19 protein-coding genes are annotated in these 25,665 nt (G+C 33.3%); 8 read left to right on the top strand and 11 right to left on the bottom strand.

The features are described 5' to 3' along the window. Positions 1-106 precede the first annotated feature (106 nt). From HUE88_RS09540 to HUE88_RS09555, 4 genes are all read right to left on the bottom strand, one after another. Positions 107-1,489: an ATP-dependent DNA helicase gene (locus tag HUE88_RS09540; RefSeq protein ID WP_194368475.1), complete on the bottom strand. Its 1,383-nt coding sequence runs from the start codon at positions 1,487-1,489 to the stop codon at positions 107-109. A gap of 359 nt (positions 1,490-1,848) precedes the next feature. Then, entirely contained in the window at positions 1,849-2,055 is a 207-nt protein-coding gene (locus HUE88_RS09545; RefSeq protein ID WP_194368476.1) for a DNA-binding protein, read from the bottom strand. A 217-nt stretch (positions 2,056-2,272) separates the two neighbouring features. Further along, positions 2,273-3,163 carry a hypothetical protein gene (locus tag HUE88_RS09550; RefSeq protein WP_194368477.1) on the bottom strand — a complete coding sequence of 297 codons (891 nt, stop codon included), beginning with the start codon at positions 3,161-3,163 and terminating at the stop codon, positions 2,273-2,275. A 275-nt stretch (positions 3,164-3,438) separates the two neighbouring features. Continuing rightward, positions 3,439-4,407 (bottom strand): hypothetical protein, encoded by a 969-nt coding sequence (locus tag HUE88_RS09555; protein WP_194368478.1) that lies wholly within the window; start codon positions 4,405-4,407, stop codon positions 3,439-3,441. Positions 4,408-4,568: 161 nt separating this feature from the next. Between HUE88_RS09555 and HUE88_RS09560 the strand changes: the two genes are divergently transcribed. Continuing rightward, positions 4,569-5,447: a recombinase family protein gene (locus HUE88_RS09560; RefSeq protein WP_194368480.1), complete on the top strand. Its 879-nt coding sequence runs from the start codon at positions 4,569-4,571 to the stop codon at positions 5,445-5,447. A gap of 319 nt (positions 5,448-5,766) precedes the next feature. Here HUE88_RS09560 and HUE88_RS09565 read toward each other — a convergent pair whose 3' ends face one another. From HUE88_RS09565 to HUE88_RS09590, 6 genes are all read right to left on the bottom strand, one after another. Beyond that, positions 5,767-7,032 (bottom strand): tyrosine-type recombinase/integrase, encoded by a 1,266-nt coding sequence (locus tag HUE88_RS09565; RefSeq protein ID WP_194368481.1) that lies wholly within the window; start codon positions 7,030-7,032, stop codon positions 5,767-5,769. A gap of 202 nt (positions 7,033-7,234) precedes the next feature. Further along, positions 7,235-10,291 carry an efflux RND transporter permease subunit gene (locus HUE88_RS09570; protein ID WP_194368482.1) on the bottom strand — a complete coding sequence of 1,019 codons (3,057 nt, stop codon included), beginning with the start codon at positions 10,289-10,291 and terminating at the stop codon, positions 7,235-7,237. Between the two features lie 6 nt (positions 10,292-10,297). Then, positions 10,298-11,050: an efflux RND transporter periplasmic adaptor subunit gene (locus HUE88_RS09575; protein WP_194368483.1), complete on the bottom strand. Its 753-nt coding sequence runs from the start codon at positions 11,048-11,050 to the stop codon at positions 10,298-10,300. Next, positions 11,047-12,273 carry a TolC family protein gene (locus HUE88_RS09580; RefSeq protein WP_194368484.1) on the bottom strand — a complete coding sequence of 409 codons (1,227 nt, stop codon included), beginning with the start codon at positions 12,271-12,273 and terminating at the stop codon, positions 11,047-11,049. The genes HUE88_RS09575 and HUE88_RS09580 overlap by 4 nt, the downstream gene beginning before the upstream one ends. Then, positions 12,270-12,866, bottom strand: coding sequence for a TetR/AcrR family transcriptional regulator (locus tag HUE88_RS09585; RefSeq protein WP_194368485.1), 597 nt, complete (start codon positions 12,864-12,866; stop codon positions 12,270-12,272). The genes HUE88_RS09580 and HUE88_RS09585 overlap by 4 nt, the downstream gene beginning before the upstream one ends. Positions 12,867-12,964: 98 nt before the next feature. Next, complete coding sequence (locus HUE88_RS09590) at positions 12,965-13,201, bottom strand: hypothetical protein (RefSeq protein ID WP_194368486.1); 237 nt, start codon at positions 13,199-13,201, stop codon at positions 12,965-12,967. A gap of 175 nt (positions 13,202-13,376) precedes the next feature. Between HUE88_RS09590 and HUE88_RS09595 the strand changes: the two genes are divergently transcribed. The 6 genes from HUE88_RS09595 (at position 13,377) to HUE88_RS09620 (ending at position 24,622) form a co-directional block, all read left to right on the top strand. Then, a complete protein-coding gene (locus HUE88_RS09595) occupies positions 13,377-15,608 on the top strand; it encodes a dynamin family protein (RefSeq protein ID WP_194368488.1) in 2,232 nt (743 codons plus the stop codon). Further along, positions 15,605-17,617, top strand: a complete 2,013-nt coding sequence (locus HUE88_RS09600; RefSeq protein WP_194368490.1) for a dynamin family protein — start codon at positions 15,605-15,607, stop codon at positions 17,615-17,617. Before HUE88_RS09595 ends, HUE88_RS09600 begins: the two co-directional genes overlap by 4 nt. 64 nt (positions 17,618-17,681) lie before the next feature. Further along, positions 17,682-18,191 carry a thiol peroxidase gene (gene tpx / locus HUE88_RS09605; RefSeq protein ID WP_194368492.1) on the top strand — a complete coding sequence of 170 codons (510 nt, stop codon included), beginning with the start codon at positions 17,682-17,684 and terminating at the stop codon, positions 18,189-18,191. 64 nt (positions 18,192-18,255) lie between these two features. Beyond that, positions 18,256-21,762, top strand: coding sequence for a response regulator (locus tag HUE88_RS09610; RefSeq protein ID WP_194368495.1), 3,507 nt, complete (start codon positions 18,256-18,258; stop codon positions 21,760-21,762). Next, entirely contained in the window at positions 21,762-23,432 is a 1,671-nt protein-coding gene (locus tag HUE88_RS09615; RefSeq protein ID WP_194368497.1) for a CheR family methyltransferase, read from the top strand. The genes HUE88_RS09610 and HUE88_RS09615 overlap by 1 nt, the downstream gene beginning before the upstream one ends. Continuing rightward, positions 23,432-24,622 carry a hybrid sensor histidine kinase/response regulator gene (locus tag HUE88_RS09620; protein ID WP_194368500.1) on the top strand — a complete coding sequence of 397 codons (1,191 nt, stop codon included), beginning with the start codon at positions 23,432-23,434 and terminating at the stop codon, positions 24,620-24,622. Before HUE88_RS09615 ends, HUE88_RS09620 begins: the two co-directional genes overlap by 1 nt. Here HUE88_RS09620 and HUE88_RS09625 read toward each other — a convergent pair. Next, positions 24,619-25,191 carry a hypothetical protein gene (locus HUE88_RS09625; RefSeq protein WP_194368502.1) on the bottom strand — a complete coding sequence of 191 codons (573 nt, stop codon included), beginning with the start codon at positions 25,189-25,191 and terminating at the stop codon, positions 24,619-24,621. The two genes, HUE88_RS09620 and HUE88_RS09625, sit on opposite strands and share 4 nt — an antisense overlap. Before the next feature lie 113 nt (positions 25,192-25,304). Between HUE88_RS09625 and HUE88_RS09630 the strand changes: the two genes are divergently transcribed. Next, positions 25,305-25,658 (top strand): cupin domain-containing protein, encoded by a 354-nt coding sequence (locus tag HUE88_RS09630; RefSeq protein ID WP_194368504.1) that lies wholly within the window; start codon positions 25,305-25,307, stop codon positions 25,656-25,658. The last annotated feature ends 7 nt before the right edge of the window (positions 25,659-25,665 follow it).

Raw genomic sequence — 25,665 nt, forward strand, 5'->3', positions numbered from 1 at the left:
CCTTAGGGGATTATGGAACAAAAAAAGTGAGCTTTTAAAGGCAGAATAATGAAAATAACTTTTTTACTAATATTAATAACTCAAATAGTTTTAGGTGCAAATGATTTTAATACAATATTTTTAAACCCAATTTTGCCCGAGTTATTGCAACATAAACTAGTCTAAATTTCATATCATCTAAAATATGCTTATTATGGAGCAGTGAAGCTAAATCTATATATGCAAAATTATATGAACTTCCCTGTAATTTATGTATTGTTGCAGCATACACGTACTGGACATTTGCGAATGCATTCTTCAACTGATGATAATCCTTCCAAAACCCCATTTTATATGGATACTTAGTAGTTTTCGCAAGATTAGCTAAACCCTCAAGTTTTTCATTGTAAAGTAACTCACTGTCCGGATCAATGATTCTTATAAAATCTGTGTATTTTCTTCCTACTACGGTACACTTCCAAAATCGCAACCCATCCTTTCCTGTATCAACAAGTTCGGCATGATTAAGCATAACTTCTTGGTTGTTACTATAAATTGTTCGATTATTATCTTTGAAAAAACCATTTTCTATAAGAGCCTTCTTGAATCTAATCATATCTGAGGCTAAAAAGTGAGCAGGATTATTTATACCTCTTTCTTCCCAAAATCGCACTCTCACATCTTTGTTAAAATTGTCAACTTGATTGTTTGTAAAAGATGAGATAATCTTATCTTCTTTATACCATTGATCGTTTTCATAAAAACTTTCTAGAAACTCCTCTCTACTCTCAAATAGCTCTATGTCATCCGATTTACTCTCTTTAATAAGCTTATTTAAATCCCCAAATTTTTGGGTTTCTATCATATTACGAACTTTTGTTGCAAGTTTTATAATTGGACTGTTTTCAGCCTGTCTAACGATTTGGGTCAGTTCAAATTGTTTTTTTATCTTAAATACTTCATTTTCATCGCTGTTATCAACTGGTAAAAGTTGAAAGGGATCTCCTATAAAAAGTATAGTATTGACTTTTCCAGTAGTTATGGTCTCAAGAATGAGTTTATATAACTCTTCTGATATCATTGAAGATTCGTCGATTACAAGTAAAGATGCTGCTGCTGGAGTATGTTTTCCTCTTGCTACAGCAAATTTCTCTTCCCCAGTATTGTAATCGTATATTGGTTCTATATTTAAGAAAGAGTAAATTGTCTTACATTCAGCCTTAATATCATCTGCAAGAAGCATATTTCGTAATACACTAGTTGCTTTGTGGGTAGGAGCAGTTACGACAATACTATCGTTACTGTAGCAGTTATTTGCATTTAGCTTATCTATGATGTATTTTGTAATTTTTGTCGTCAGGACCGACTTTCCTGTGCCAGCTTGCCCTGTTAAAGACAACAGCCTGTCATTTATGTCTTTACGTTTATCAAATGTAAATAAGTTCCCCTCTATAGTATTTACAATTTCTTCAAATACCTCTTGTTGATGTGTTGTTAATTTTCTCTCCATGATTATGCCTTTGTTTTAGTGTGATATAAGTAGTTAAATCCTTTTCGTTCACAAAGATTTGACTATCTCATTAGAAATTAGCTATTTAAAAAAATAATGCAAGAATTTGAAAAAATACAACCTAGAGTGAGATCGAAAGTATAAGTAGAATCAAGGTTTTTAAAATACCCTAACCATAAGCATAGTATTAATACTATGCTTATGGTACTTTTTCAGTTGAGCTGTGGCTACTTTTGTAAGAAAATGTGTAAGGTTATTTTTGTTTATATGGAAAGTATTAAATCGTTCAGAATGTGTCTTGTATCAGCAGCTTTATTGTGAATGTCTTTATATTTGTTAATTTATTGTTATGTTTTTAATTATTCAGCAGGTATCGTATTAGCCTCTAAATAAGCGACGAGGGCTGTTCTCGATATAAAATTTTTAGAATTTAGCTTTGTAACTTCTATTTTTTGGCTATAAATGAGCTTTTTAAGTAGATCAGATTTTATCAACGACATATCGTTTATGGTCTTAATAGAAAATAATATACCTGCTGGTAAAAGTTCATCGAAATTAGTTTTCATATTTTATCCTCGTACTTTTTATTTTAGAAATTCTTAGTTTCTCATTTTAGTAGTTGGTTTAAAATTTTTATCTAAATATGCTTAGGTAAGGTTACCAAAGATGTCATTGTTATCAATACTTGTAAGCTGGTATATGAAGTTATTGTTATAAACCATGTATGGTAAGTCTATGCCTTTCAAAGCTCATCCTACCTATCTCTCGCTTTCTGACAGCACCTTAAATATCATACCTATCTACAGTTAATAATGCCTCATCAAGATTGAATAAAACATTTAAAAAATGTTCAATGTAATTTATATCAGCATAGACTCTATAGTCTTCAAGTTTCAGTGTATCAATTTTCTTTTGTCTATCTAACTCAGACCTCGTATACTCTTCAATCGTAGTTTTTTTAACAGCTAAATCTTTGAAATACATTACATGATAGCGATTAAGTGCATTCTCTATAGCATCCATTTTTACACCATGAGTTTTCAAGAATTTTGAGTTTAGTTTCAATTCATATCTGCTTAGCGGGTAATCAAGCTTATCCTTTCGTGTTTTATAATAGAAGTACGACCTTAACGCTGCTCTCTTTAGCTTAGCTTTAGACATTCTTTCAATGTTATTGGTAGTTATGTATGTTTGCTTCTCGGTTAATTCATAGTACTGAGACCTAGACACATGCTTAGTACAAATTACAGCCATATGTTCAAACCTGCACTCTAAATCTATACATATATCGATAGCTGTTAAAGTATACTCAATACTCTCATGAGAGTTCATATAAGCTGCTATAGAGAACAAAAGATTATTAGATAAGCTATCCAGCCTTTTTATGTATTTAGACAAGCCTGCAAATTTAATAGCGATGTAGTGTTTCACTATTTTTTTACCATTCATGTCTTTACCAGCACAATACACACCTGTCCCTATTTTCGCTATGGTATTTCTTTTGTTACGTATTTTTATATCCCGCTCTTTCTTAGCATACTGGGGACGTATTACTTTCAAGAAATCTCTCTCTTCTACAAAAGCTATCAATCCTTCTAACTTCTCTCTTTGCTCTTCTTTATCATCACATGTAATTTGTAAAGTTATGTTATCTATATTTGTTACTGCTCTCACTTGACACCCTTTATCTTTAAATAATAGGAATAAAGTTAGTTGTACTCATGGATCTATATGGTATGTATCTCACATAGATATTACTCTTGATTTATATAATTATAAGTACCTTATTATGAAGTGTTTCATTTACCCTAGAATACTAGGTGTATTGAGCTTTTTCATTTTTTCTAAATTTATTCCTATTCATTATATAAATATGAATCAAAAAATATTCTAGAAAAGTGTGTATTTGCTTAAAGAGCTATGAAGGGTTCAGGTGAAACTATTAAACTTCAATTTTTTAATAGTTTTTCAACTTCATCGATAGGTAATTTTGTAGCATCAGCAATTTTCTTACTATTTAAGACTACTAGGTTAAGGGATAAAAGGTTTTTAGCTATTTCTACTCTAATCGCTTTTTCAGATTCATTCTTGGTTAAATCATAAGCTTTAAAATTATTGCTACCCAATTCCTTATCTACTACTCCACTATCTAAGTTATACCGTTTATGAAGAAGCTTATAATTGTATGTTTTACTTTTACTACCAATTTTTTTATGAAAATATCTTCCAACTTCTGTTGTAGTTGATTCTGGGCTTAACATTGCTACTCTATAAATTATTATAGCAAGCCGAGATGTTAAAACTTGAGTACTATTTAACATCTCTAAATCACTCTGTATACTATTAAAAAGGCTTCCTATTTTGAAATTGCTTTTGTCAATAAGTACCGAATAGCTTTCTGTTAAAAACCAAGGTATCAATCCTTCATCAATAACAAATTTCAGATAAGCAATTATCTCAGTTTTTGTACGGTTTTTTATCAAATGTAAGGGATCTATTTTTTCTATATAATATAAATATCTTTCTTTTTCTAATATTTCAATTTGACTAGAATTTTGCATCATACTTAAGTCTACATAATCTTCAATTTTTGCATAAAATTCATTTTGATTTGGAATAAACAATAAGCTTCTATTCAGTAGATTCATATTGTCTATAAATAAGCTATTTTTGTTCATTGGTAAAATCAAAATTATGTTTAGATCTTTGTCTTTATGAAAGGTACTAATATATTCTAATGCATTAGCAATTTTGTATTTATTCCTAGGGCAGTTATACTTCTTTAGCAAAAAAGTTAACATTTCTGAAACATTTTCAGTAACATTTTTTAAAAGCAATATCTCATTATTTATATTACCCTCTAGTAGGTTTTTGAACCACTCTTTAACAAGGGAACTTCTTTTAGATTCAATTTCCATAACTACTCCAATTCTTTCATTTATTATAGCATATTCTCTTACTATTAAAATATAACAAAGAAGATATAACCAGTTATCACTACTTTATGCTAAATTATAATATAGCTATTTTAATTTATAACTAAGGGATAATAATATAGAATAATTATATGGGAAAAAATATGAAATTTTACACTTATATAAAAGTATCAACAGATGAAGAATTTGTTAAGGCGCAAGAAAACCTAATAAATAACTACATTCGCGATAACAACATAATCATAAATAAAACTTATCTGTACAAAGAAAATACTAATAAAAATAAAGTAGAAAACAATATTGATGAAGTTCTTGAAAATTTATCGTATGGAGATAGTCTTGTTGTAGTTGGACTAGATATATTGGGCAGTTCAACATACAGTATATTAAATAGAATTGTTACGATAAAAACTATGGGTATTACACTCCATTTAATCAATGAAAACTTAGTACTATATTTCAAAGATGAGAGACTATTTAAGGTACTATTTTCTTTGCTATCTTTAGAGCAATCAAAAAGAGATAAGAAGGTTTTAGATGCAAAGCGAACTCGCCAAAATAATGGGACAAGTCTTGGTAGGAAAAGTGGTAAAAAAACAAAATCTATGTTTGATAAATATAGGAAGAAAATTATGGATTATTACCACAATCAAGTATCAAAAACAGAGATTCTTCAAGAGATTAAAAAGAAGGATTTTAGAAAAAATGGTAATGCTTCTAAAATTAAAAATAGCTCTCTACAAGCTTTGAGTCAATACATAAAAAAGACAGAGCTGGAACAAAAGAAAAAAGATAATAATAAAAGAGGGAAAACATATATAGAGAATACTGCTACAAAAATAAAACCATCTGACACAGAAATCACTATTATGAACTTTGATGGAACATTTTCAGTTATTGCCGATACAGTTGAAATTGATACTAAAACAGAAAAAGATAATCAAAAATCTCCACTAATTGAAGAGAAAAAGATAATAAAACCAAGAGGTGGACTGAAAGTAATTAAAAAAAAGAACACTTAGGTCATTATATGCTGTAACGTTACAGAACTTCCAATAAAGCCAAAAGTTGCTCCTCTATTTTTTCTGGTAATAATATTCTCAGTTTTTCCAACTTTTTATTAGTCTCACCATCATTTTTAGGATTAACAAGTGTATCTAAGGCTTGTACTGCTCTAGTTGCTTGCTTTTTTAAGTCGTTGACTATGCCCTTCCTGTAATCTGCACAGACTGATGTCCAAGCATGACAGATATGTCTGCTAGTAGAGTGCCATTATGGAATTAAGTAGAAACAATCATATGCCGTATATCGTGTATTCTAATTCTTTGGTAATATAGAATTTTATTTCATCATCTCAATAATTTTATATATTTTTTCATCTGAAGCATTTGGATAAAGATTTCTAAGAACTGTAAATTTATCTTCTTCAATCTCTACATCTATTACGTCATCCGGAGCTGCTAAAAGTGCAGTAAACGTATCTTGTGCTTCAGCTGCCATCTCACTACCACTACCAAGATAACTACCCTCAGTAGTAGATAGATTTTTGTGAGACAACATCTTACTTACACTGTAAATATTTGCACCATTTCGTAATGCTGTTACTGCAACCATAGAACGAAGATCATGCATAACCATATTATGTACACCAATAGATCCCATTGCTTTTTTAAAGTGATACATAATGCTTTCATGTTTAAACCCAAATATTAATCCCTTAGTCGTTTTTTGAGATTTAATCGCATTTATAAGGAGTGGTGTTAATTGATATTTAACTTCCGTATGTGCTTTAGTATTTTCTGCAGGGAGTGTAAACAATCTCTTTGTATAGTCAATATGCTTGTGCTCCATTAGTAGAGTTTCCCCAATTCTTCTTCCACTTAATAAAAATGAAAATACACCTCTTGCTACAGGGTGTTTATACTCCAGTAATGTTTTAGCAATTAGTTTTGCTTCATCATCCGTACCACTGAATTTTTCTTTTGCTACAATCTTAGGCAGTACAATCTTCTTCCAGTTCAGCTGAACATCATTTATATCTAATACATTTTTAATAACTATCTTTAATAAGCTTATCGTTTTTGGTTTTATCCCACGATTGATAAGCTCGTGTATTAGGTTTTGTATATCATCTACTGTAAAATCATCAACTGATTTCTTATCAAGCTTAGAGCCCTCTATAAACGATGTATATGAACCATTATATGCTTTAACAGTATTCTCAGCAGTGGTTATCTTTTTATTATTTATCCAAGCATTGTAAAGTGATTTGAATTTTCTATCTTTAGTATCTATCTTTTCAAATACTACTTTTTCAACTTTTAATGTACCTTTTAATCTAAGGGTCTCTTTCATCTTCTCTTTCTTCCCAAGTAAAGATGAAACAGCTTTAGAGATTGATGTACCCACAACAATAGAAAAAGTACTCTTGCCTCTACATCTTTTATTGCTATGCATAGCTTCAACTGCTACCTCTATCTTGTAAGCTCTGTTTGGTGGTCTGGTTTCGTTATCCTTTGTATATCTTATCTCATCTTTGGTAAGTAAGATGTACATCCCTCTTGCTGTACCGTTGTTAAGATTGATTTTTACTGGTTTAAGTACCATGATTACTGCCTTTAGCCACAATCCCTACTTTAGAAAAAAATGACTCTATTTAGTAGGGATAACTGTATTAATTAGTAGGTAATTATATCAACTTGTAGTTAAGTGATTTCTTATAGTAGCGCTAGAATAAGGGGTTTATAGATATTTATAGTAGTTTGTAGTTATATATTAGACATAACTTTATATAGTTACTAAAGAGTAACTATATCTTTTTAACCTCATAAAACTTTCTCAACCACCTATCAAGGGGACTAATCAACCTGTAAATTACCGGTACTATTAAAAGAGTTAAAACCATAGAACTAATTAGCCCGCCAATAATAGATATTGCCATTGGTGCTTTTGTTTCACTCCCTAATCCATCTCCTATTGCTAGTGGTAACATTGCAAAGACCATAGCAATTGTAGTCATTAAAATTGGTCTAAGTCTCTTTTCTCCGGCTTCTATTAACGCTTCGTCTGCACTTTTCCCTCTACTTACTGCACCGTTGGCAAAATCTACAAGAAGTACTGCATTTTTACCGACCATTCCCATAAGCAGCATAAATCCAATCATTACAAAAAGACTAAACTGCAGTCCAGATATGTAAAGAGCCAACATCACACCGATAATACTCAGAGGAAGTGCAACCATAATAATAATTGGCTGTATAAGTGACTCATACAAAATTGCCAAAATTATAAACATTATAATAACAGACATTCCGATTGCCGCACCAAAGGCTTTACCTGTTTTTTCCATCTCTTCTGCAAATCCCGTAAATCTATATGTAACTCCCTCAGGCAAAAGCTTGTCAATACTTGCTTTTGTATATGCAACTGCTCCGCCAAGGTCAAGTCCAAAAAGGTCGGAATATACTGTAACTTGCCGCTGTCTATCATAATGGTTAATAGACGCCAAGGCTTTACTTTGTGAAAATGTAACCAATCCATCAAGATAAACCATTTCACCATTTTTAGCTCTTAGTTGAATCTTTTTAATATCATCTATACTTACTCTTTGTTCATCATCAAACCTTAAAGTTATGTTGTACTGCTTACCGTTTTCTTCAAAGTACGAAATCTCCAAGTCGCTTGAAAAAGCTGTGGAGACTGCCTGAGCTATGCTAGTAGCTGATATACCAAGCCTATTTGCACTATGTCTTAATATATTTATATCTATTTGTGGTCTGGGATCATCTAAATTTGTATCAATATCCACAAACCCCTCTTTTTTGGCCATATGCTCTGTTAAGTTTTTCTTTGCAATTTCCAAGGCTTCAAAAGAGTCAGATTTTAAAACTATTTGGTAAGGTACACTTGCCCCTGCTCCCTTTATATTTGGTATAGCTGCTGCAGTTATAAACATATCTTTTTGCAAAGTGTTGTTCTGCTGAGATAGTTTAAACAGTTTTCTAAAGTTTTGTGTAACCTCTTCTTGATTTAACTCTCTTTTGTCTTTTTCTACAAGCTTTACATAAATTATTGCTTTATGTTTCTCTTGGGCGGTTGTATATCCTATGCTTAGAGTAGTGTAGACAACATTTGAATCATTTTGTACCAACTTCTCTACTTCTTTGGATTGTCTAATCATCTCCTCTAGTGAAATTCCTGAGTCTGCTTTTATTTTTATTTCAAATTCAGACTTATCCTCTTTTGGTATAAAGTCCATTCCAATCTTAGGAAAAAGACTCAGAGATGCAAAAAATATAGCAAAAACAACAATTAATGTTATCACTTTAAATCTCAAAACTATTTTTAAAGTTTTCTCATATGCTTTTTCTAAAAGTACAAACAGTGGTTCAGTTAGGTTATAAAATTTATTTTCGCCTTTGTGTAAAACTCTAGCACTTAAACTTGGGATAAAACTTAGAGCAATCGTGTATGAAATAATAATTGCAAAACCAACAGTCATCGCAAAACTCTCAAAAAACTTCCCAACTATACCGCTCATCATAGATACCGGAATAAAAACAGCCAAAAGCATCGCAGAGATTGCCAAGATAGTAAATGCCATCTCTTTTGTCCCTTCAACAGCTGCCTGAAGCTTGCTCATACCCTCTTCCATCTTTTTATAAATGTTCTCGATGACAACAATAGCATCATCAATAATAATCCCTATGGCTAAAGTAAGTCCGATAAGTGTCATCTTATTCAAATCAAAACCCATATAATCCATAAGTGCAAAAGTACCCATAATAGATGCTGGAATTGATAAAGCAGAAACTAAAGTAATAGTTATATTTCTCAAAAACACAAAAACAATAATTGATGCCAATATTGCACCGTAAATTAAATCAAACTCAACATCTTTTAGAGAGTGGATAATAAATGGCGAGGTATCATTAAGAACTTTTACTTCATATTTAGTTCCGGCTAAAGCCTCCAACTGAGGAATGCTCGCTTTCACGCCGTTGACTATATCGATAGTGTTTGTACCTGAAATCTTTTGAACTTCTAGCATAACACCTTCAACTCCATTAAATGAAGCATAGCTTTTTGCATCGCTTAAAGTGTCTTCTACTCTTGCTATATCTTTTAGTTTTATATCATCTTTGATTTTAATATTTTTCAAATCTTGCACACTTAGAGCATCAGCTTTTGTTTTAAGAATAAACTCTTGTGTTTTAGTTATTAGCTTGCCGCCGCCAATTTTTACATTCTCTGCGGTTACAATCGAATTCAACTCTGCAATTGTAATATTGAATTTATTTAATAATTTCGGGTCAGGATATATTTTTATCTCTCTATCTTTATATCCTATAATATTTACTGCTCCGACTCCATTTATCTTTTGCAGTTTTGGTTTTACTTTTTCATCTGCAAACAACATAAGGTTTTGAATTGTTTCATCTTTAGCTGTAAGAAAAATATTTATAATCGATGCTCCGCCAATATCTAGCTTACTTACCAGTGGTGTTTTAGCATCTTTTGGAAGCTCTACTGCTGAGACTTTATCTCTAACATCATTTGTTGCTTCATTTATATCACGTTCAAGAAAAAACTTAACAATTACAATACTTACACCTTCACTGCTTGTAGAAGTTATGCTGTCAACTCCCCCTATTCGTGAAACTGCTTCTTCGATTTTATCTGTAACCTGAGACTCTATTGTGCTAGCCTCAGCTCCCGGGTAAACTGTTTTTATAGTTACAAGTGGAAAATCAACATTAGGAAAAAGCGCTGATGGCATAGACTTATAACTCATCAACCCAAATATAACCAATGTAATAACATACATCAGCGTTGTTATTGGTCTGTTTATTGCATACTTATACATATAAAACTACTTTGTCTCAGGTATAACTATATACCCCTCGCCAAATAGACCAACTACGAAACCACTCACTTTAACTTCCGCTTTCATCTTTCTGTTGTCGCTGTTTGCATGTGGATATATTTTAGATATTTTACCTGTGTAACTCTTCTCATCACCGTTAACTGTGTACTTTACGCTATCTCCAGCTTTAACTGATTTCCAATACTTTTGGTCAAACTCTAAAATTAGTTTTCTCTCATCTTTACTTTGAATTTTCAAAATTGTTCTAAGCATCATTCCGCTTACCACGTCACCAACTTCTACGCTTTTTTCAAAGATTACTCCATCAAACGGAGCGTAAAGTGTTGTTTTATCCAAAAGAGATTTTTGAAAAGCCAAGTTTGCCTGAGCCTGTTTAGCTGCTACTTTTGCTTTTTCATATACAAGAGCATACTGGTCAAACTTTGCTTCATCAATAAGGTCTTTTATAAGAAGTTGTCTATCGTAATCTTTTTTAGCAAACTCTAAAGAGACCTCGGCATTATCCAACGAAGCTTCAGCAATTTGCAAAGCCGCTTTTAGGTCATCATTTTGAAGTTCTACCAATATGTCGCCCTTTTTTACAACAGAGGAGATATCTACATGTACCTTTTCTATAATACCACCCGAAAATAGTGCCAAATTTGCACTCTTATCTGCTTCGATGTTAAACGTCGCATATATCTCTGAAGCACCCAGACTTATTATCAGGGCGAAAACCCCTATGATTATTTTTTTCATTGTAAAAACTCCTCTATATTTTTTCCGGCGTAGTAGTAATAAACAGCGTATGCTATCTCCAAATCATTCAGTGATGTCTCATAAAGTGCTTTTGCATTTGTTTGAGTGTTCAAAGCATCAAGATAAACTATATTGTCGACAATTCCAGCATCATACTTCTTGCTAATTAGTTCAAAAGCACTATTTGCCGAAACCAAAGCACTTTTAGCACTTATAATTTTTACTTTACTTGTATTTATACGAGAGAGTGCCACTTCATATTGAAGCTTTTGTTCATGTTTTTTATACTCTATTTCACTGCCTAAAGCTTGTGCATTTATAACAACTGCCTCTTTTTCTTTTTTTATAGAAGCGTTATCAAACACTCTTAAATTTAGTGTCAATAAAAGTTTATTTTGATTATCCGCACCTTCAGGATGCAAGGCGTCTGTTTTGTCATAACCATATAAACTATAAGTATCTTCAACTCTCACCTGAGGATAATATGAACTGCTTATAGCCTCAGCAGTTTTTAGAATTGAGTTTTGTGTAGCTATTAAAGACTTTATGCTCTCTGATAATTCATACTCACTTTGAACCAACTCTTTAAACTTTGAGTCATCTAATGTACCTATCTCTTTTGTGACCTTTAACTCCAGTGACTTTTTAACGCTGAAAATCTGAAGTTTTATAGACTCTATCTCATATATGTTTGTATCATACGCTGATTGGAGTCTATCTACATCGTCTTTAGTCGCTACTTTTGCACTGTAAAACCTTTGCATGCGCTCTAGCTGTGCCATTAAAGATTTTTTTGCATCATCTCTTGAGAGCAAAGAAGCCTCTAAACTCTTTAGCGTATAAAAGTCTTGCACAATCTGCAGAGTTATGCTGTTTTTCATAGCTTCTACATCGAAGTTACTAGCTTTATGTTCACTTATTTTTTGCTCCGTCATAGACGACTTTCTTCCGCCGTCATATATGTCAAAACCAACTTTTGCATACCCGCTATAAACTACTCCGGGAGTAAAAGGAGACCTCTCATTTAAACTTTGTAATGAACTTCCTACATCGATGGTTGGGTAGAATGAACTCTCACGAGAATCCACCTCTTTGGCTTTTGCATCTTGCGTTAATTTTTTTGATATAACTAAATTATTGTTTTTGTTTGCATACTCAAGGAGTGATTTTAAGTTCTCTGCATATATAAATACAGGAACAAGTAAAAGCAGTAGCTTAATCATTTTTTCACCTCTATTAAATCAAATAGTGAATCTATAAAATTATCTATCTCATTTTTAAGACTCCCGATTGAGTTGGTGGCTTGACTGGAGATAAACATCCCCTCTGCAAAAACAAACAAACCTCTTGCTAATTTTTTTGACTCCTCAATTATTTCATTATTATCTACAGCATCTTGAATAATTTTTTCAAACCATGAATAATAGGCATTATGACACTCTGTTTGAAATTCAATCATATCTTTATCTGGGGAACTTAAAGCGATTGATATAAACTCTTTGTAAAGACCCCTAAGTTCCATATCTTCATCGCAATAAAAAAAGCTGGAAAACAGTTTGATTTTATCTTTTGTTACAGCTATCTCAGAAATTCTACTCTCTAGAATTACATTTCTCTCTTGTATAGAAATATTTACAATCTCAAAAACAATATCTTCTTTGTTTTTAAAATACTCATAAATAGTACCTTTTCCAACACCTGCTGTTTTTGCCAAACTAGAGATTGTTAAACTTTTTATACCATTTTCAAATACTATGTTTTTGCAGGAGAGTGCTATATCTTTTCTCTTTTGTACTTTGTCGACTATAATTGCCATAATTACCTCTTTAATAAATGACTGACCATCGGTCATTTAAAGGAATTGTACATATTAAGTGCTTTAAATTAGATAAACATTATCTTTTATCCGAGTTGTTAGTAGGCTTTGTCCAGAAGTTTAAATTTTGTTTGTTCACTTTTTTCTTCTGCTACATCTTTTTTATTCTCTACATGTAGAGTTTCACTTACCTCGCTGTTGAATACTTTTTTATCCATTGTTTTAACATCATTAAAAAGAGTAGAAGCTATAAAAAAAAGTATCATGGTGGCTACGACACTTGCGTAAAGAAGTATATAATTTTTGATATGACCTGATTCAAAAGGATTTTGCATTTAAACTCTCTATTTTTTTAAAAGATTATATATAAAAGATACTAATAAAGTTCCAATCGGGGCGGATACCTGATATAATCCTGCAATTAATCTTTAAGTAAAAAGGATTCTCATCAGTTTAGTCAATAACTATTTTTTACTTTATCATGCAATGCACTCCTCTATTGAAAACAGTATGGCTATAGATGAAAAAATCGATGACGACACTTTTTTTGAGGTCTCTGCACTTATCTTATCACTCAATCGTAAAAGTTTTGAAAAGATGTCTAGTTTAAAGAGTTTTCACCAGCTCTGTTTACAATTCACTGCGCAAAAAATTGAGAATTTAGATGCACTCTACCATCTTCAGTACACTATTATTAAACATTTTTTAGAGCATAGGACAAATAGCAATATTAAACATCTGCATAATGCATTTTCATATTTAGAAAAAGAGTCTCTTGTTGATCAGCCCTCTTTGGAAAAACTAATCTCACTTTTTGATCCATCAAAATACAATGAAAATGATGATGTAGCAGCAGGGGTAAAAAACATAAATAAAAGCTTTAGAGCTGATAAGCAAGCACTTCTTGTTGATATATTTGAGTTAAAAAAAGTTGTTAACTCTAGTGATGAGTTGCAGACAATTTCAGACTATCTTCATGGGCAAATTTTTTCCATTGGTATTACAGGAGTTATGAACTCAGGCAAGTCAACTATGCTTAATGCTCTTATGGGGAAAGAGGTTTTAGGGACAAGCGTTGTTCCTGAGACTGCCAATCTGACTGTTGTAAAATACAGCAGAACGCCTTTGGCAAAAGTCATCTATTGGAACAAATCTCAGTGGCAACATATAAAAAACAGTGCCAAAAGCATTGCGTCGATTGCCAAATTTGTTGAGCAGACTCAAAACCATTTCAAAGATGATTTAGATAGCTATATATTGGATAAATCGCGTGAAGATGAGATAGACATTGATAAGCTGAGTGACTACACCTCTGCTAGCACTAGTGATAAAAAATGCAACCTTGTACAACATGTGGAGCTATATACTCCCTTGCATTATTTACAAGATTCAATTGAGATAGTGGATACTCCCGGACTTGATGATATCGTTGTGCAGCGTGAAGAGATAACTAAAGAGTATATCTCCAAATGTGATGTACTTTTGCATCTGATGAATGTGAGTCAAAGTGCTACTCAAAAAGATATAGAGTTTATTATTGATGCCGTCTTATTTCAAAACATAACAAAAGTTCTTATTGTTATAACTCGCATAGATATGGTAAGCAGTAAAGATGTTCAAGAGGTTATAGCATATACGAGAGAGAGTATTGAGCGTAAGCTCCATGAGCAAAACAGCGGTTCAAAACTTGACTTCGTTCTTAAAACACTTCACTTTATAGCACTCTCAGGGAAAATGGCGCTACTACATAAAACTGGGCATTCCAAAGAGGCAGAAGATGCCGGATTTACACTGCAACAAAGTGGTATTGTCGAAGTTGAAGAGTATCTCCAAGAGACCCTTTTTGGAAAAACAAATGCACGAAGCTCTCTTATTATCCGCTCAGCTAGAAACCGTTTGCAAAAAGTCATACATGCACAGATTGAGGAGTTAAAGTTTGAGAATTCACTTCTTTTTAAAACAGAAGATGAAATCAACTCAGAACTCACACTCTTAAAAATTGAAAAAAGCAAACAAGAAGAGGCTTCCAAGCGTCTAAAAGATCAGATAGCAGGTTATGAGGCAGAGGCGTCAAACTATCTTCAAACACTTCAGAACCAACTACAAAATGAGCTAAGAGAGCTGCAAAATATTATGAAGCAGCGTCTTATGGATGAGACACTATATACTCTCGAAAAAGATAAAAAAGCACCTTTGGTATCTTCTATAAGCAGAATTATACAAACTGCACTAAAACATGGGTTGGTTGATATTATTCGTGAATACCGTTACAAATTTATTAAAAAAACATCTAAGATTTTCGAGATTATAACTCTGCAATATGATGAGATTGATAAAGCACAGGAGCCACACTTTGACGATGCTTTTAAAAAAGGGTTTTTGACAATAAGCAACGAAACACTTATACGCAGAATCTCGAAAGTGCTAGGGAGCGCTTCACTCACAAAACTGACAAAAATAGATGAAGAGATAAGCACTATTATAAAAGATGAGTTTATATATATTCAAGAGCAGGTGCAGCAAAAGGCTCTCAATCTAAGCAAAACACTCCTCAAAGAGTTTTTTGCGAGCCTAAGCGAACCGCTGGATACTATAAACGACAAGGTTGTAAAAAACGAAGAGCTTCTTCAAAATTATATACTTACAATTAAAGAAGATGAAAATACCAAACATGAAAAATCAAAACAACTATACCAACGGATAAAAAACATAGAACTCATTGCAAAAAGGTCTGCACTATGAAACACTTAGAGGCCATTGTAAAAGAGTATAAAGAGCAGTTTCTTCAAGAGGAGCTGTTTGATGAGAGTATAAGCGGTGAGATAAAGCGTATTCAAAAAGCACTTCTAAATGAAAAATTCCTGCCATCTGTTCAGCTAAAAAATCTTTTTAACAAGCTTTTACGCCGTAGCAAGTATCCGATGGAAGTAGCTATTGCAGGGCAATTTTCTTCTGGAAAATCAACATTTTTAAACGCCCTGCTCTCAAAGGACATCCTCCCAACAGGAATTACCCCTGTTACCTCCAAGGTAAACTTTATAAACTACGGGGAAGAGTATAAACTAAAAGTGAGCTACAACAATGGGGCAAATGAGTACCACGCCCTAGAGACGATAGCTCAGTTTACCGACCAAAGAAAAGCCGTTGAAGATATAAAATATCTAACCCTTTATGTCCCTATGGATATATTAAAAGATATAACTTTTGTAGACACTCCGGGTCTAAACTCCCAGTCGCTTAGTGATACCCAAGTCACCAAAAAAATTTTACGTGATGTAGACGGGATTATCTGGCTGACACTTCTCGACAATGCCGGAAAAGAGAGCGAAGCGGAGGTTCTTCAGGAGTATTTAGAGAATTTCAAAGACAAATCTCTTTGTGTTTTAAACCAAAAAGATAAATTTAGCCCTGAGCAGGTTGAGACAACTCTCTCCTACATAAAAGAGAATTTCAGCACTTTCTTTTCAGAAGTAATACCCATCTCAGCTAAACAGGCTCTTGATTCCAGGGTCAATCAAAAGGATGTGTTAATCAACACTGCTCTTTACTCTTTACAAAAGGCATTTAAAGAGTCAAGCAACATCAATATAGATGCGAAAGAGCTTACATTTTTTCATGATGATTTTGCAAAGTTCTCAAAAGAGGTAGAGAGTATCAAAAAACAGGATAACTCCAACAACAAGAAGCTGATGGAGAGTTCAAATATTACTGAGGTTCTTAATTTTATACAAAACACGATAAGACCTCAGGCAAAAGCCGCAAAAGCTTATGCAATAAAAAAAGATTTAAGCTCTATCTGCGATATATTAATAAAAGAGTATGAGACTATACTTGGTGTCTATGAGAGCTTAGTAGAGATACTTGTAAAAAAAGAGAGTGAGATTTTAGAAGCTTTTGACTCGGTTTATGCGAAACACTCCAAGAGTTTAATCTTAACATTTGAGCAAATAGAGTCTATTATGCAAACCATAGCAGACACCATCTATGAAAACATTAAAACAAAAGATGCAAGCTACTACACGCAAGAGAAGAACCTTTTTCGCCAAAATGTTATTAAAACCCATACATACGAGACGCTACATGTAGAGAGTGAAGCAATTATGCAAAAACTCTTTTATGAGAATCAGTCACTCGACAAACAGGTAAAAGCTGCAATCTTGCACTTGAAAAACATACAACTTCAAAGCAGTGAAGATTTCAGAGATGTTTTTCGTATCTTAAAACATGCAGTACAGTCGTGGCAAGAGCCTTATGAGCTGATTAAAAAAAACAGAGAGATTGCATCCGACTTGGAGTTTGCAAACACACGTCAGTTTGTTGCCAAAGTGTACGAGAACATTATACTCTCCTACCACAGAGCAATTTTAGGAAATATAAGAGCGCTTCATAAAAAATTCGCTTTTTTTAACGGTGCTCTTAGCTACTCCTACCATCAAATAGCCGAAGATAGCATCTTTTGCGTAAAAGAGATGATTGATAAGCAGATTGAAATATTTGAAAAAAATCCGACCAAACATACACTAAATATTCCAAATCCTGATGATATATTGGAAATTGTCAAAAAGAACTTCGGCTTTGAGAAGATAGAACTCTTTTTAACATCTAGACGCAACTATCTTTTTAAAACAGTTCAAACATCAAAAACACAGTTCTCACAAATCAACAATGAACAGATAAATTATGTTATTTCTAAAAAGAGAGTTTTTATGGATAAGATAGAGGATATAAGAGAGATTCAAAAAAGTTTTTGACACCGAATAAGATAAATTACATTTACTTTATGATAATATTAATAAAAATAATTAAGGAAACTTTATGGCAACAACAAAATACTTAGGCGCAACTGTAAACTTAACCGGAACAACTATCAATGTAGGTGACAAAGCACCATCCGCTGTTGCAATCGGTACCGATTTAAGCGATGTTGAGATTGGCGGAGCAAAAGATAAGATACAGCTTATCATCACACTTCCCTCTCTTGATACCGATACCTGCGCTGCTGAGACAAGAAGGTTTAATGAGGATGTGAATAATTTGGATATTTGCGAAACAACGGTCGTCTCTATGGATTTACCTTTTGCCTCTGAGCGTTTTTGTACTACTCAGGGTATTGAAAATCTAACAGTAGCATCTGACTACATAGACAAGGCTCTAAGCAAAGCTTATGGCGTGCTGATGCAAGACGGGAAGTTAAAAGGTCTTAGTGCAAGAGCTGTTTTTGTTATTGACAGAAGTGGCATTGTCGTATACAAAGAGATTGTTGAAGAAGTTACTGCCGAGCCAAATTACGAAGCTGCGCTTGACGCAATCAAAGAAGCCAGATAACCTACCTTTAAAGAAATAAAAAGGCTCTACTTTTTTGAGAGCCTTAGCCATATATAGGGTGCAAATGTTTAAAAAAATCACACTAAAAACAAAAATAGTATCCATTACGATACTCGGCCTGATTGTACTAGCAGTCATTGGGGGCACACTCTCAGTTCTAGATTCAAAACAAACGATGATGGAACATGAATACCACAGTTTAACCTCGATAAATAAAACTAAAAATGCTCAAATTAAAAAATTTTTAGATGAGAAAATCGCTCATATAAACGTGTTGGCAAAAGCTTCCAATACGCGAGATCTTGTAACAGACTTAATATATGTCCATAACCAGCTAAAAGCAAAAGGCGATGAGCCGTATCCTGCCACTCACACTCTTGCTATACAAAAGATTCAACCCCATGAGGAATTTTTTCAAAATTTCACTAAAGAGTATGACTATAGCGACCTTCTTATAGTATGTGCAAAACATGGACATGTGATGTATTCAAAAGAAAAAGAGTCAGATTTAGGAGCAAATCTAGTTACCGGGGAGTTGAAAAACTCTGCATTGGCAGAAGTGTGGAAAAAAGTTATTGCTTCAAAAAGAGCTGTATTTGTAGATATGAAACCATATGCACCGAGCAATAATGCCAATATTATGTTTTTGGGCTCCCCCATTTACACGAATGGCGAGCTCACTTCTGTTTTAGTATTTAAAATATCAGATAAAAGCATAAGTAAGATTATGCAATTTAAGTATGGTTACGGAGAGACCCAAGAAGACTACCTCATAGGACAAGATAAACTTATTAGAAGCAGCAGTTCTTTGTCTATGTTGGCAAAAACTTTTGATACACAATCTGCCAAAGAGGCGCTCAGAGGAGCAGAAGATACAAAACTGGTTACAAACTATAATGGAAAATCAGTGCTCTCAGCCTATAGCCCTCTTAAAATCGGTCAAGATTTAGATTGGGCAATACTATCAGAGATAGATGAAGAGGAAATTTTAAGCAGCTCAAACAAGTTAAAAAACGATTTAATTATTGTCTCCTCGGCACTACTAATCATAATTGCAATTGTTGAATACTTTGTTCTGCTCAAGGGCGTTTTCTTGCCTCTAAATAAAGTTCACGAGCAACAAGATGAGCTCAAAGAAGCTAACATCAATATGAAACTCCAGCATCAGGAACTAGAGGAGCTAGCCCAATCATTGGAGAGCAGAGTCAAAGAAGAGGTGGCGCAAAACAGGGAAAAAGACCAAAGATTAAACGATGAGCTAAACAGAACCATCAAAGCAAACGAAAAGCAGGCATGGGTCAAAGACGGGCTAACTGCCCTGAATGAGCAACTGACAGGTGATATCAGTGTGGAGGATGTGGCACAGATAGCAATCACACACCTTGGTAATTATCTGCATGCAGGGGTTGGAGTTTTATACAGTTACAGCCATGACAATAAACTATTGACACTTGAGGGGACGTATGCTTACATTCAAACAGACAACTCACGAGATACTCTTGAACTCGGAGAGGGAATTATTGGACAAGTGGCACTCCAAAGGTCGCCAATACTGCTAAAGGGCATAGATGAAAACAACCTAAAAGTCGAAGCTGGAACCATAACTCAAACACCGCTAAACATATATACTTTCCCTCTTATATATCTGGATAAGCTCTACGGCGTTGTAGAGCTTGGTTCAAACGAGCAGTTTAATGAAAAAGAGATAGAGTTTTTCAACGCTTCAAACAGGGTTATAACAACTGCACTCTCAACTGCTATTCAAAACCAAAAAGTAAAAGATTTGCTAAAAGAGACTCAGTTAATAAATACTCAGATGCAAGAGCAACAGCAAAAGCTTGAAGAGGCTAATGCCAATATGGAAGAGCAGCAGCAACAGCTAGAAGAGGCTAATGCCCAGATGGAAGAGCAACACCAACAGCTCGAAGCTCAAAACGACTCCCTCCTTAAATCACAAAACGAGCTGGAGAAAAAAGCAAGAGATTTAACTGCATCTACTAAATATAAATCTGAGTTCTTGGCAAATATGTCTCATGAGCTTAGAACTCCATTAAACTCAATTATTCTACTCTCTGACATGCTTCAAGAAAATAACGCAAATCACCTTGATGAGAACGAAGTTAAAAAAGCACATGTCATAAACAGCAGTGGGAATGACTTACTAAAACTTATAGGTGATGTGCTTGATCTCTCTAAAATCGAAGCGGGTATGATGGAGTTGATTATAGATGAGTTTAATTCAACCGAATTGTGTGACGGATTTCAAGTACAGTTTGAAGAGATAGCAAAACAAAAAAATCTTACCTTTAAAGCCATAGATGATTACAAAGGTCTCATCAAAAATGACAGAGACAGACTGGGACAGGTTCTAAGAAATCTAATCTCAAACTCTCTTAAGTTCACAAAAAAGGGAACGATAACGCTACATGTAGAGAGTGCAGCAGATGAGAAAATAAAGATATCGGTAAGCGATACGGGGATAGGAATACCCAAAGATAAACAGGAGTCTATATTTGAAGCATTCCAACAAGCCGATGGCGGAACAAGTAGAGAGTATGGCGGAACTGGACTTGGACTCTCGATAAGTTTGGAACTTATAAAGATGATGCACGGGGAGATAGTTCTTGATTCCAAAGAGAATGAGGGGAGCACTTTTAGCATTATCATTCCAAATCTTGATAAAAAAGAGAGCGAAAAACCTAAAGAGAAGATAGAGGCAACAGCTTTACATGTAGAGGTAAAAGACGACAGGTCTGCATTGCAAGCAAAAGACAGAGCTTTTCTGATAATAGAGGATGATGAAAACTTTGCTGATATACTAAAAGAGAAGGTAAATTCTCAAGGTGAGTATGCACTCATCGCCCATACGGGAACTAGCGGATTAACTTTGGCAAGGTCATACAATATAAAAGGCATATTGCTGGATTTAGGGCTTCCGGATATAGACGGGATAGACCTTTTAAAAGAGTTTAAAACAGATCCATCTTTAAGAAAAATACCAGTGTTTGTAATCTCGGGTGATCATAGAGTTAAACTCACAAAAGAGTATGGGGCGGAGGGTTATATTCAAAAGCCTATAACCGAGAGTGAAATCACTAGTGTAATACAAGAGATAAAAAACAGTGATGATGAGATTCATGAGTTTATGAGCAGAGTAAATGTTAAGAGTACAACAAACATCAAAGAGAGTATAGACTTAAGTGGCAAAAAAGTGTTGGTAGTTGATGATGACATACGAAACATTTATGTGCTTCTTGAGGCTCTCAGCTCTAAGGGCGCAGATGTTATTACTGCCAATGACGGACAAGAAGCTATAAATACACTCTCAAATAATCTTGATGTTGATATAATTTTGATGGATGTAATGATGCCTGTTATGGATGGGTATGAAGCTGCCAAAGTTATAAAAGAGAATACAAAAACAAAACATATACCTGTGATAGCCGTAACTGCAAAAGCGCTAAGCGAAGATAGACAAAATGCACTTGATGCAGGGTATGACGACTATATAACCAAACCTCTTCAGATGAAAATGTTGATGGAAATTATCAGTGCTTGGGTTGAGAAATAATGATTCATATTTCGCACAGTCAAAATATAAAAAAAATACTTATAGAAAACAGCATAAGTCACCATAATGACATTGTTGAGTTGCATAAAGAGTTGAATAACGAGGATAAAAAGACACTGTTTGAAGTTACTTTTATTGATATTCAATCTATCCCGACTTTAGTCATAAAAGAGTTGTTCAAACTAAAAAATAGAGTTACTATTACAACTACCCAAAGAAGTTTATGGAGCTATCTATCCAAATTTGGTTTAAAAAACAGATGCATAGACTCTATCCAAGATAAAAGATATAAACACTCTAGAGAAAAAATCAAATCTATCGCAATTGGTGGCAGTGCGGGGAGTCTTGAAAAAGTTATGTCCATCATAGAGTCCTTGCCTTATGTTGACATCTCTGTTTTTATTGTTATTCATATTTTACCAAATGAGAAAAGCCACCTTAGCGATATCTTGCAAAACATAACTAAATATAGAGTCTGCGAAGCCACCTCAAACATGCATGTAGAAAAAAACACTATATATATTGCACCTCCTAACAACAACCTGCTTGTAGTGGATGGTTTTATATATCTTGATGATAAGGAAAAACTAAACTTTGCAAGACCCTCCATTGATATAACTTTTAAATCTTTGGTATATGAGTATAAAAGCGCACTTTTGGCAATACTTTTGTGCGGTTACGGAAAAGACGGCAGCTCATCGCTTAAAGAGCTGCATGAAAACAATTCTAAAATTATTATAGAAGACCCAAAAGAGTGTCAAGCAAAAGATATGCTGTTAAATGCTATACAAACAAAAGAGTACACAAAAATATTGCCGCTAAAACATATCAACAATTACCTTAATTCACTTTTGTCAGCAAGCATTGATATTGATGATGAGATTGAACATTTTTTAGAAAATATATTTATTATCTACGGTTATGACTTTAGATATTACGACAGAAAATCATTGGCTAGAAGAATAGAACTGATAATGAGCAACTATTCAATAACTAACTTTAAAGAGTTTGAGTCGTTAGTGCTTGATGACAACAATGTATTTACTAAACTGCTGCAAGCATTTTCAATAAATGTAACAACATTTTTTAGAAACCCTGAAGTGTTTAAACAAATCAGAAAAGATATACTGCCAAATATAGAAGATTTATCATCAATTAGAATTTGGTGTGCCGGATGTTCAAGAGGAGATGAACCATATAGCATTGCAATTATGCTTGATGAGGCAGGACTACTCGACAAAAGCCAAATATATGCAACAGACTTTAATGGCACTATTTTAAATGAAGCTAAAAATGCCCTATTTGCAAAAAGTGAGTTAGACGAATTTACACAAAACTACATTGAGAGTGGTGGCAAAAAGAAGCTCGAAAACTGGTTTAACATAAAAGATGAGTATATAGAGATAAAAGAGCATATAAGAGAGAAGGTTCTCTTTTTCAAACATAATTTAGTATCGGATTCTTCTATTAATGAATTTCATATAATCTTTTGCAGAAATGTTCTTATCTATTTTGACAACAAACTCCAAGAGAGTGTTTTTGACACTATATATGAATCTTTGTATAAAAATGGATATTTAATATTAGGCGAGAGCGAAGTCATTCCTAAAAAACATGACTATACAGCTCTTGCAAATAAAAAAAATAAAGTCTATAAAAGGGGACTTTGATGGTTATTAATATTTTAGCAGTAGATGACATAGAGGCAAATTTGTATTCTCTAGAGAGTCTGTTAACAGAAAACAAACTACATACAAAAAAAATTAATGTCATAAAAGCTTTAAGCGGAGAAGAGGCTTTAAAAATTGTTTTAGTTCAAGATATTGATTTGATTCTTTTAGATATACAAATGCCGGGAATGAACGGATTTGAAACTGCCAAATTTTTAAAGCTAAATCCAAAGACCAAAGATATACCAATTGTATTCTTGACTGCTGCATTTAAATCAGATGAATTTATAAAACAGGGTTACGAAGTTGGAGCAATTGACTACTTTACTAAACCCATTGAGAAGTATCAGTTTTTAAACAGAATAAATTTATATATCAACCTTTTTGAAAAAACAAAAAACTTAGAACAAGCAATTGAATCTATAAAAGAGGAGACTGAAAAAAGCAGGAAGCAGGAAAAACAGCTTATTGAACAGTCACGTCTTGCGAGAATGGGTGAGATGATAAGCATGATAGCTCACCAATGGAGACAGCCACTATCTGCAATCTCCACAACAGCACTGGACATTGAGATGAAAATAGAGCTTGGTATATATGACTTAGAAACGAAAGAAGGAAAAGAAGATTTTATAAACTACTTATTTTTAAAACTTGGTGATATAAGTGATTTTGTACAAAATTTAACATCGACAATAAACGACTTTAGAAACTTCTATAAAACAAATAAACTATCAGTTTCAATAGAGTTGTCAGTAGTTATAGAAAAGGCATTAAATATAATTAAAGCGCTATTAGAGAATGCAAATGTAGAGATAATACAAGAGCATAACTCTAAAGAAAAAATAGAGTTATACGATAGTGAAATGATGCAGGTTATTATAAACATACTGCAAAATGCTCAAGATAATTTTAAAGAAAAACAGATTAAAAATCCTCAAATAAAAATCACGACTAATAAAAACATTATCACAATTGAAGATAACGGTGGCGGGGTACCAGAAGATGTAATTGAAAGAATATTTGACCCATATTTTTCAACTAAAGATGAAAGAAACGGTACAGGGCTTGGTCTTTATATGTCTAAAACAATTGTTGAAAATCACCACAATGGAAAACTACAAGTAGCCAATATAGATGGTGGTGCTTGTTTTACAATTGAGTTGAATTCATGTGTTACAAATATAGATTAATTTTTTTTTCCACTGAAGTGAAATATTATTTTTGAATTGGCAATACTTTTATATAGTAGAGTCTTTTTTTTGTGTGGTCTCCACTTAATTAGAAAAGTAGCTAAAGACTCCCAAAGTGAAACCCACGCTGCAACAGTCAATCCTTCAGCAATAACTGCTGCAACGACACTAGTTTCAACTAATTGACTTTTACTTATCACGACAGAGAACGTTGCGAGTACAAGCCCGATAGAAAACAAAATCATTGATGTTCTAACCATATCATTCATATTTCTTGACTCTAACTCCTGCATATATACAAAAAATTTATTTATGCTGTTTTTGACTCTGAATATAGACTCATCATCTGTCTCCTTTTCAAGGCTGAATTGAATAATAAATTTCTCTTTTTCAATCTCTGTGACACAATCTATAATATAATCAACTAAATCCTGATTTAAATCTTTTTTTAAAAAATGAGCCCTCTTATCAAAATCGTTATATAAATATTCTACTTTTTCCGTAGATACATCGATTAAAATTTCTCCACTCTCAGCACGCTCATAACGTTCAAGAATTTCTTTTTTCATAATGTCACCATAATTTATTTTATATTGAATTATACTTCGTATTGTTTGTTTTTTACTTTACATTTTTATGTTATGCTACTGAAAATTTTATTTCTTACTCAAAGAGGCTATACATGTACTTACACAAAAAGATTAATACGGTTGAGGCAATACCTCAAAAAGCTGGCAAAGGAGTAAGTATGAAAATGCTTCTCTCTTCTGATGAATCACCAAACTTTGCAATGCGTAATTTTACAATCGAAGCTGGCGGTCATATGCCTATGCATACAAATATAATTGAGCATGAACAGTATGTATTGGGTGGACGAGCACTTGTAAAGATTGATGATGAAACATTTGAGGCTGAAGCTGGAGATATTCTGCTAATCCCTGCTGGAGCAGCGCATAGTTATGAGACAATCGGAGATGAAACATACAGTTTTTTATGTCTTGTTCCCAATGGTGAAGATTGTATAAAGATTATTTAGACTTTAG

Origin of the sequence: Candidatus Sulfurimonas baltica (genome assembly GCF_015265455.1) — a bacterium.
In the GTDB taxonomy this organism is placed as follows: domain Bacteria; phylum Campylobacterota; class Campylobacteria; order Campylobacterales; family Sulfurimonadaceae; genus Sulfurimonas; species Sulfurimonas baltica.

Coding starts and splice junctions, on each gene's coding strand:
- HUE88_RS09630 (WP_194368504.1), top strand. CDS start 25,305: ATGTACTTACACAAAAAGATTAATACGGTTGAGGCAATACCTCAAAAA.
- HUE88_RS09600 (WP_194368490.1), top strand. CDS start 15,605: ATGAAACACTTAGAGGCCATTGTAAAAGAGTATAAAGAGCAGTTTCTT.
- HUE88_RS09540 (WP_194368475.1), bottom strand. CDS start 1,489: ATGGAGAGAAAATTAACAACACATCAACAAGAGGTATTTGAAGAAATT.
- tpx (WP_194368492.1), top strand. CDS start 17,682: ATGGCAACAACAAAATACTTAGGCGCAACTGTAAACTTAACCGGAACA.
- HUE88_RS09565 (WP_194368481.1), bottom strand. CDS start 7,032: ATGGTACTTAAACCAGTAAAAATCAATCTTAACAACGGTACAGCAAGA.
- HUE88_RS09585 (WP_194368485.1), bottom strand. CDS start 12,866: ATGGCAATTATAGTCGACAAAGTACAAAAGAGAAAAGATATAGCACTC.
- HUE88_RS09575 (WP_194368483.1), bottom strand. CDS start 11,050: ATGAAAAAAATAATCATAGGGGTTTTCGCCCTGATAATAAGTCTGGGT.
- HUE88_RS09560 (WP_194368480.1), top strand. CDS start 4,569: ATGAAATTTTACACTTATATAAAAGTATCAACAGATGAAGAATTTGTT.
- HUE88_RS09590 (WP_194368486.1), bottom strand. CDS start 13,201: ATGCAAAATCCTTTTGAATCAGGTCATATCAAAAATTATATACTTCTT.
- HUE88_RS09615 (WP_194368497.1), top strand. CDS start 21,762: ATGATTCATATTTCGCACAGTCAAAATATAAAAAAAATACTTATAGAA.
- HUE88_RS09620 (WP_194368500.1), top strand. CDS start 23,432: ATGGTTATTAATATTTTAGCAGTAGATGACATAGAGGCAAATTTGTAT.
- HUE88_RS09580 (WP_194368484.1), bottom strand. CDS start 12,273: ATGATTAAGCTACTGCTTTTACTTGTTCCTGTATTTATATATGCAGAG.
- HUE88_RS09555 (WP_194368478.1), bottom strand. CDS start 4,407: ATGGAAATTGAATCTAAAAGAAGTTCCCTTGTTAAAGAGTGGTTCAAA.
- HUE88_RS09610 (WP_194368495.1), top strand. CDS start 18,256: ATGTTTAAAAAAATCACACTAAAAACAAAAATAGTATCCATTACGATA.
- HUE88_RS09625 (WP_194368502.1), bottom strand. CDS start 25,191: ATGAAAAAAGAAATTCTTGAACGTTATGAGCGTGCTGAGAGTGGAGAA.
- HUE88_RS09595 (WP_194368488.1), top strand. CDS start 13,377: ATGGCTATAGATGAAAAAATCGATGACGACACTTTTTTTGAGGTCTCT.
- HUE88_RS09570 (WP_194368482.1), bottom strand. CDS start 10,291: ATGTATAAGTATGCAATAAACAGACCAATAACAACGCTGATGTATGTT.
- HUE88_RS09545 (WP_194368476.1), bottom strand. CDS start 2,055: ATGAAAACTAATTTCGATGAACTTTTACCAGCAGGTATATTATTTTCT.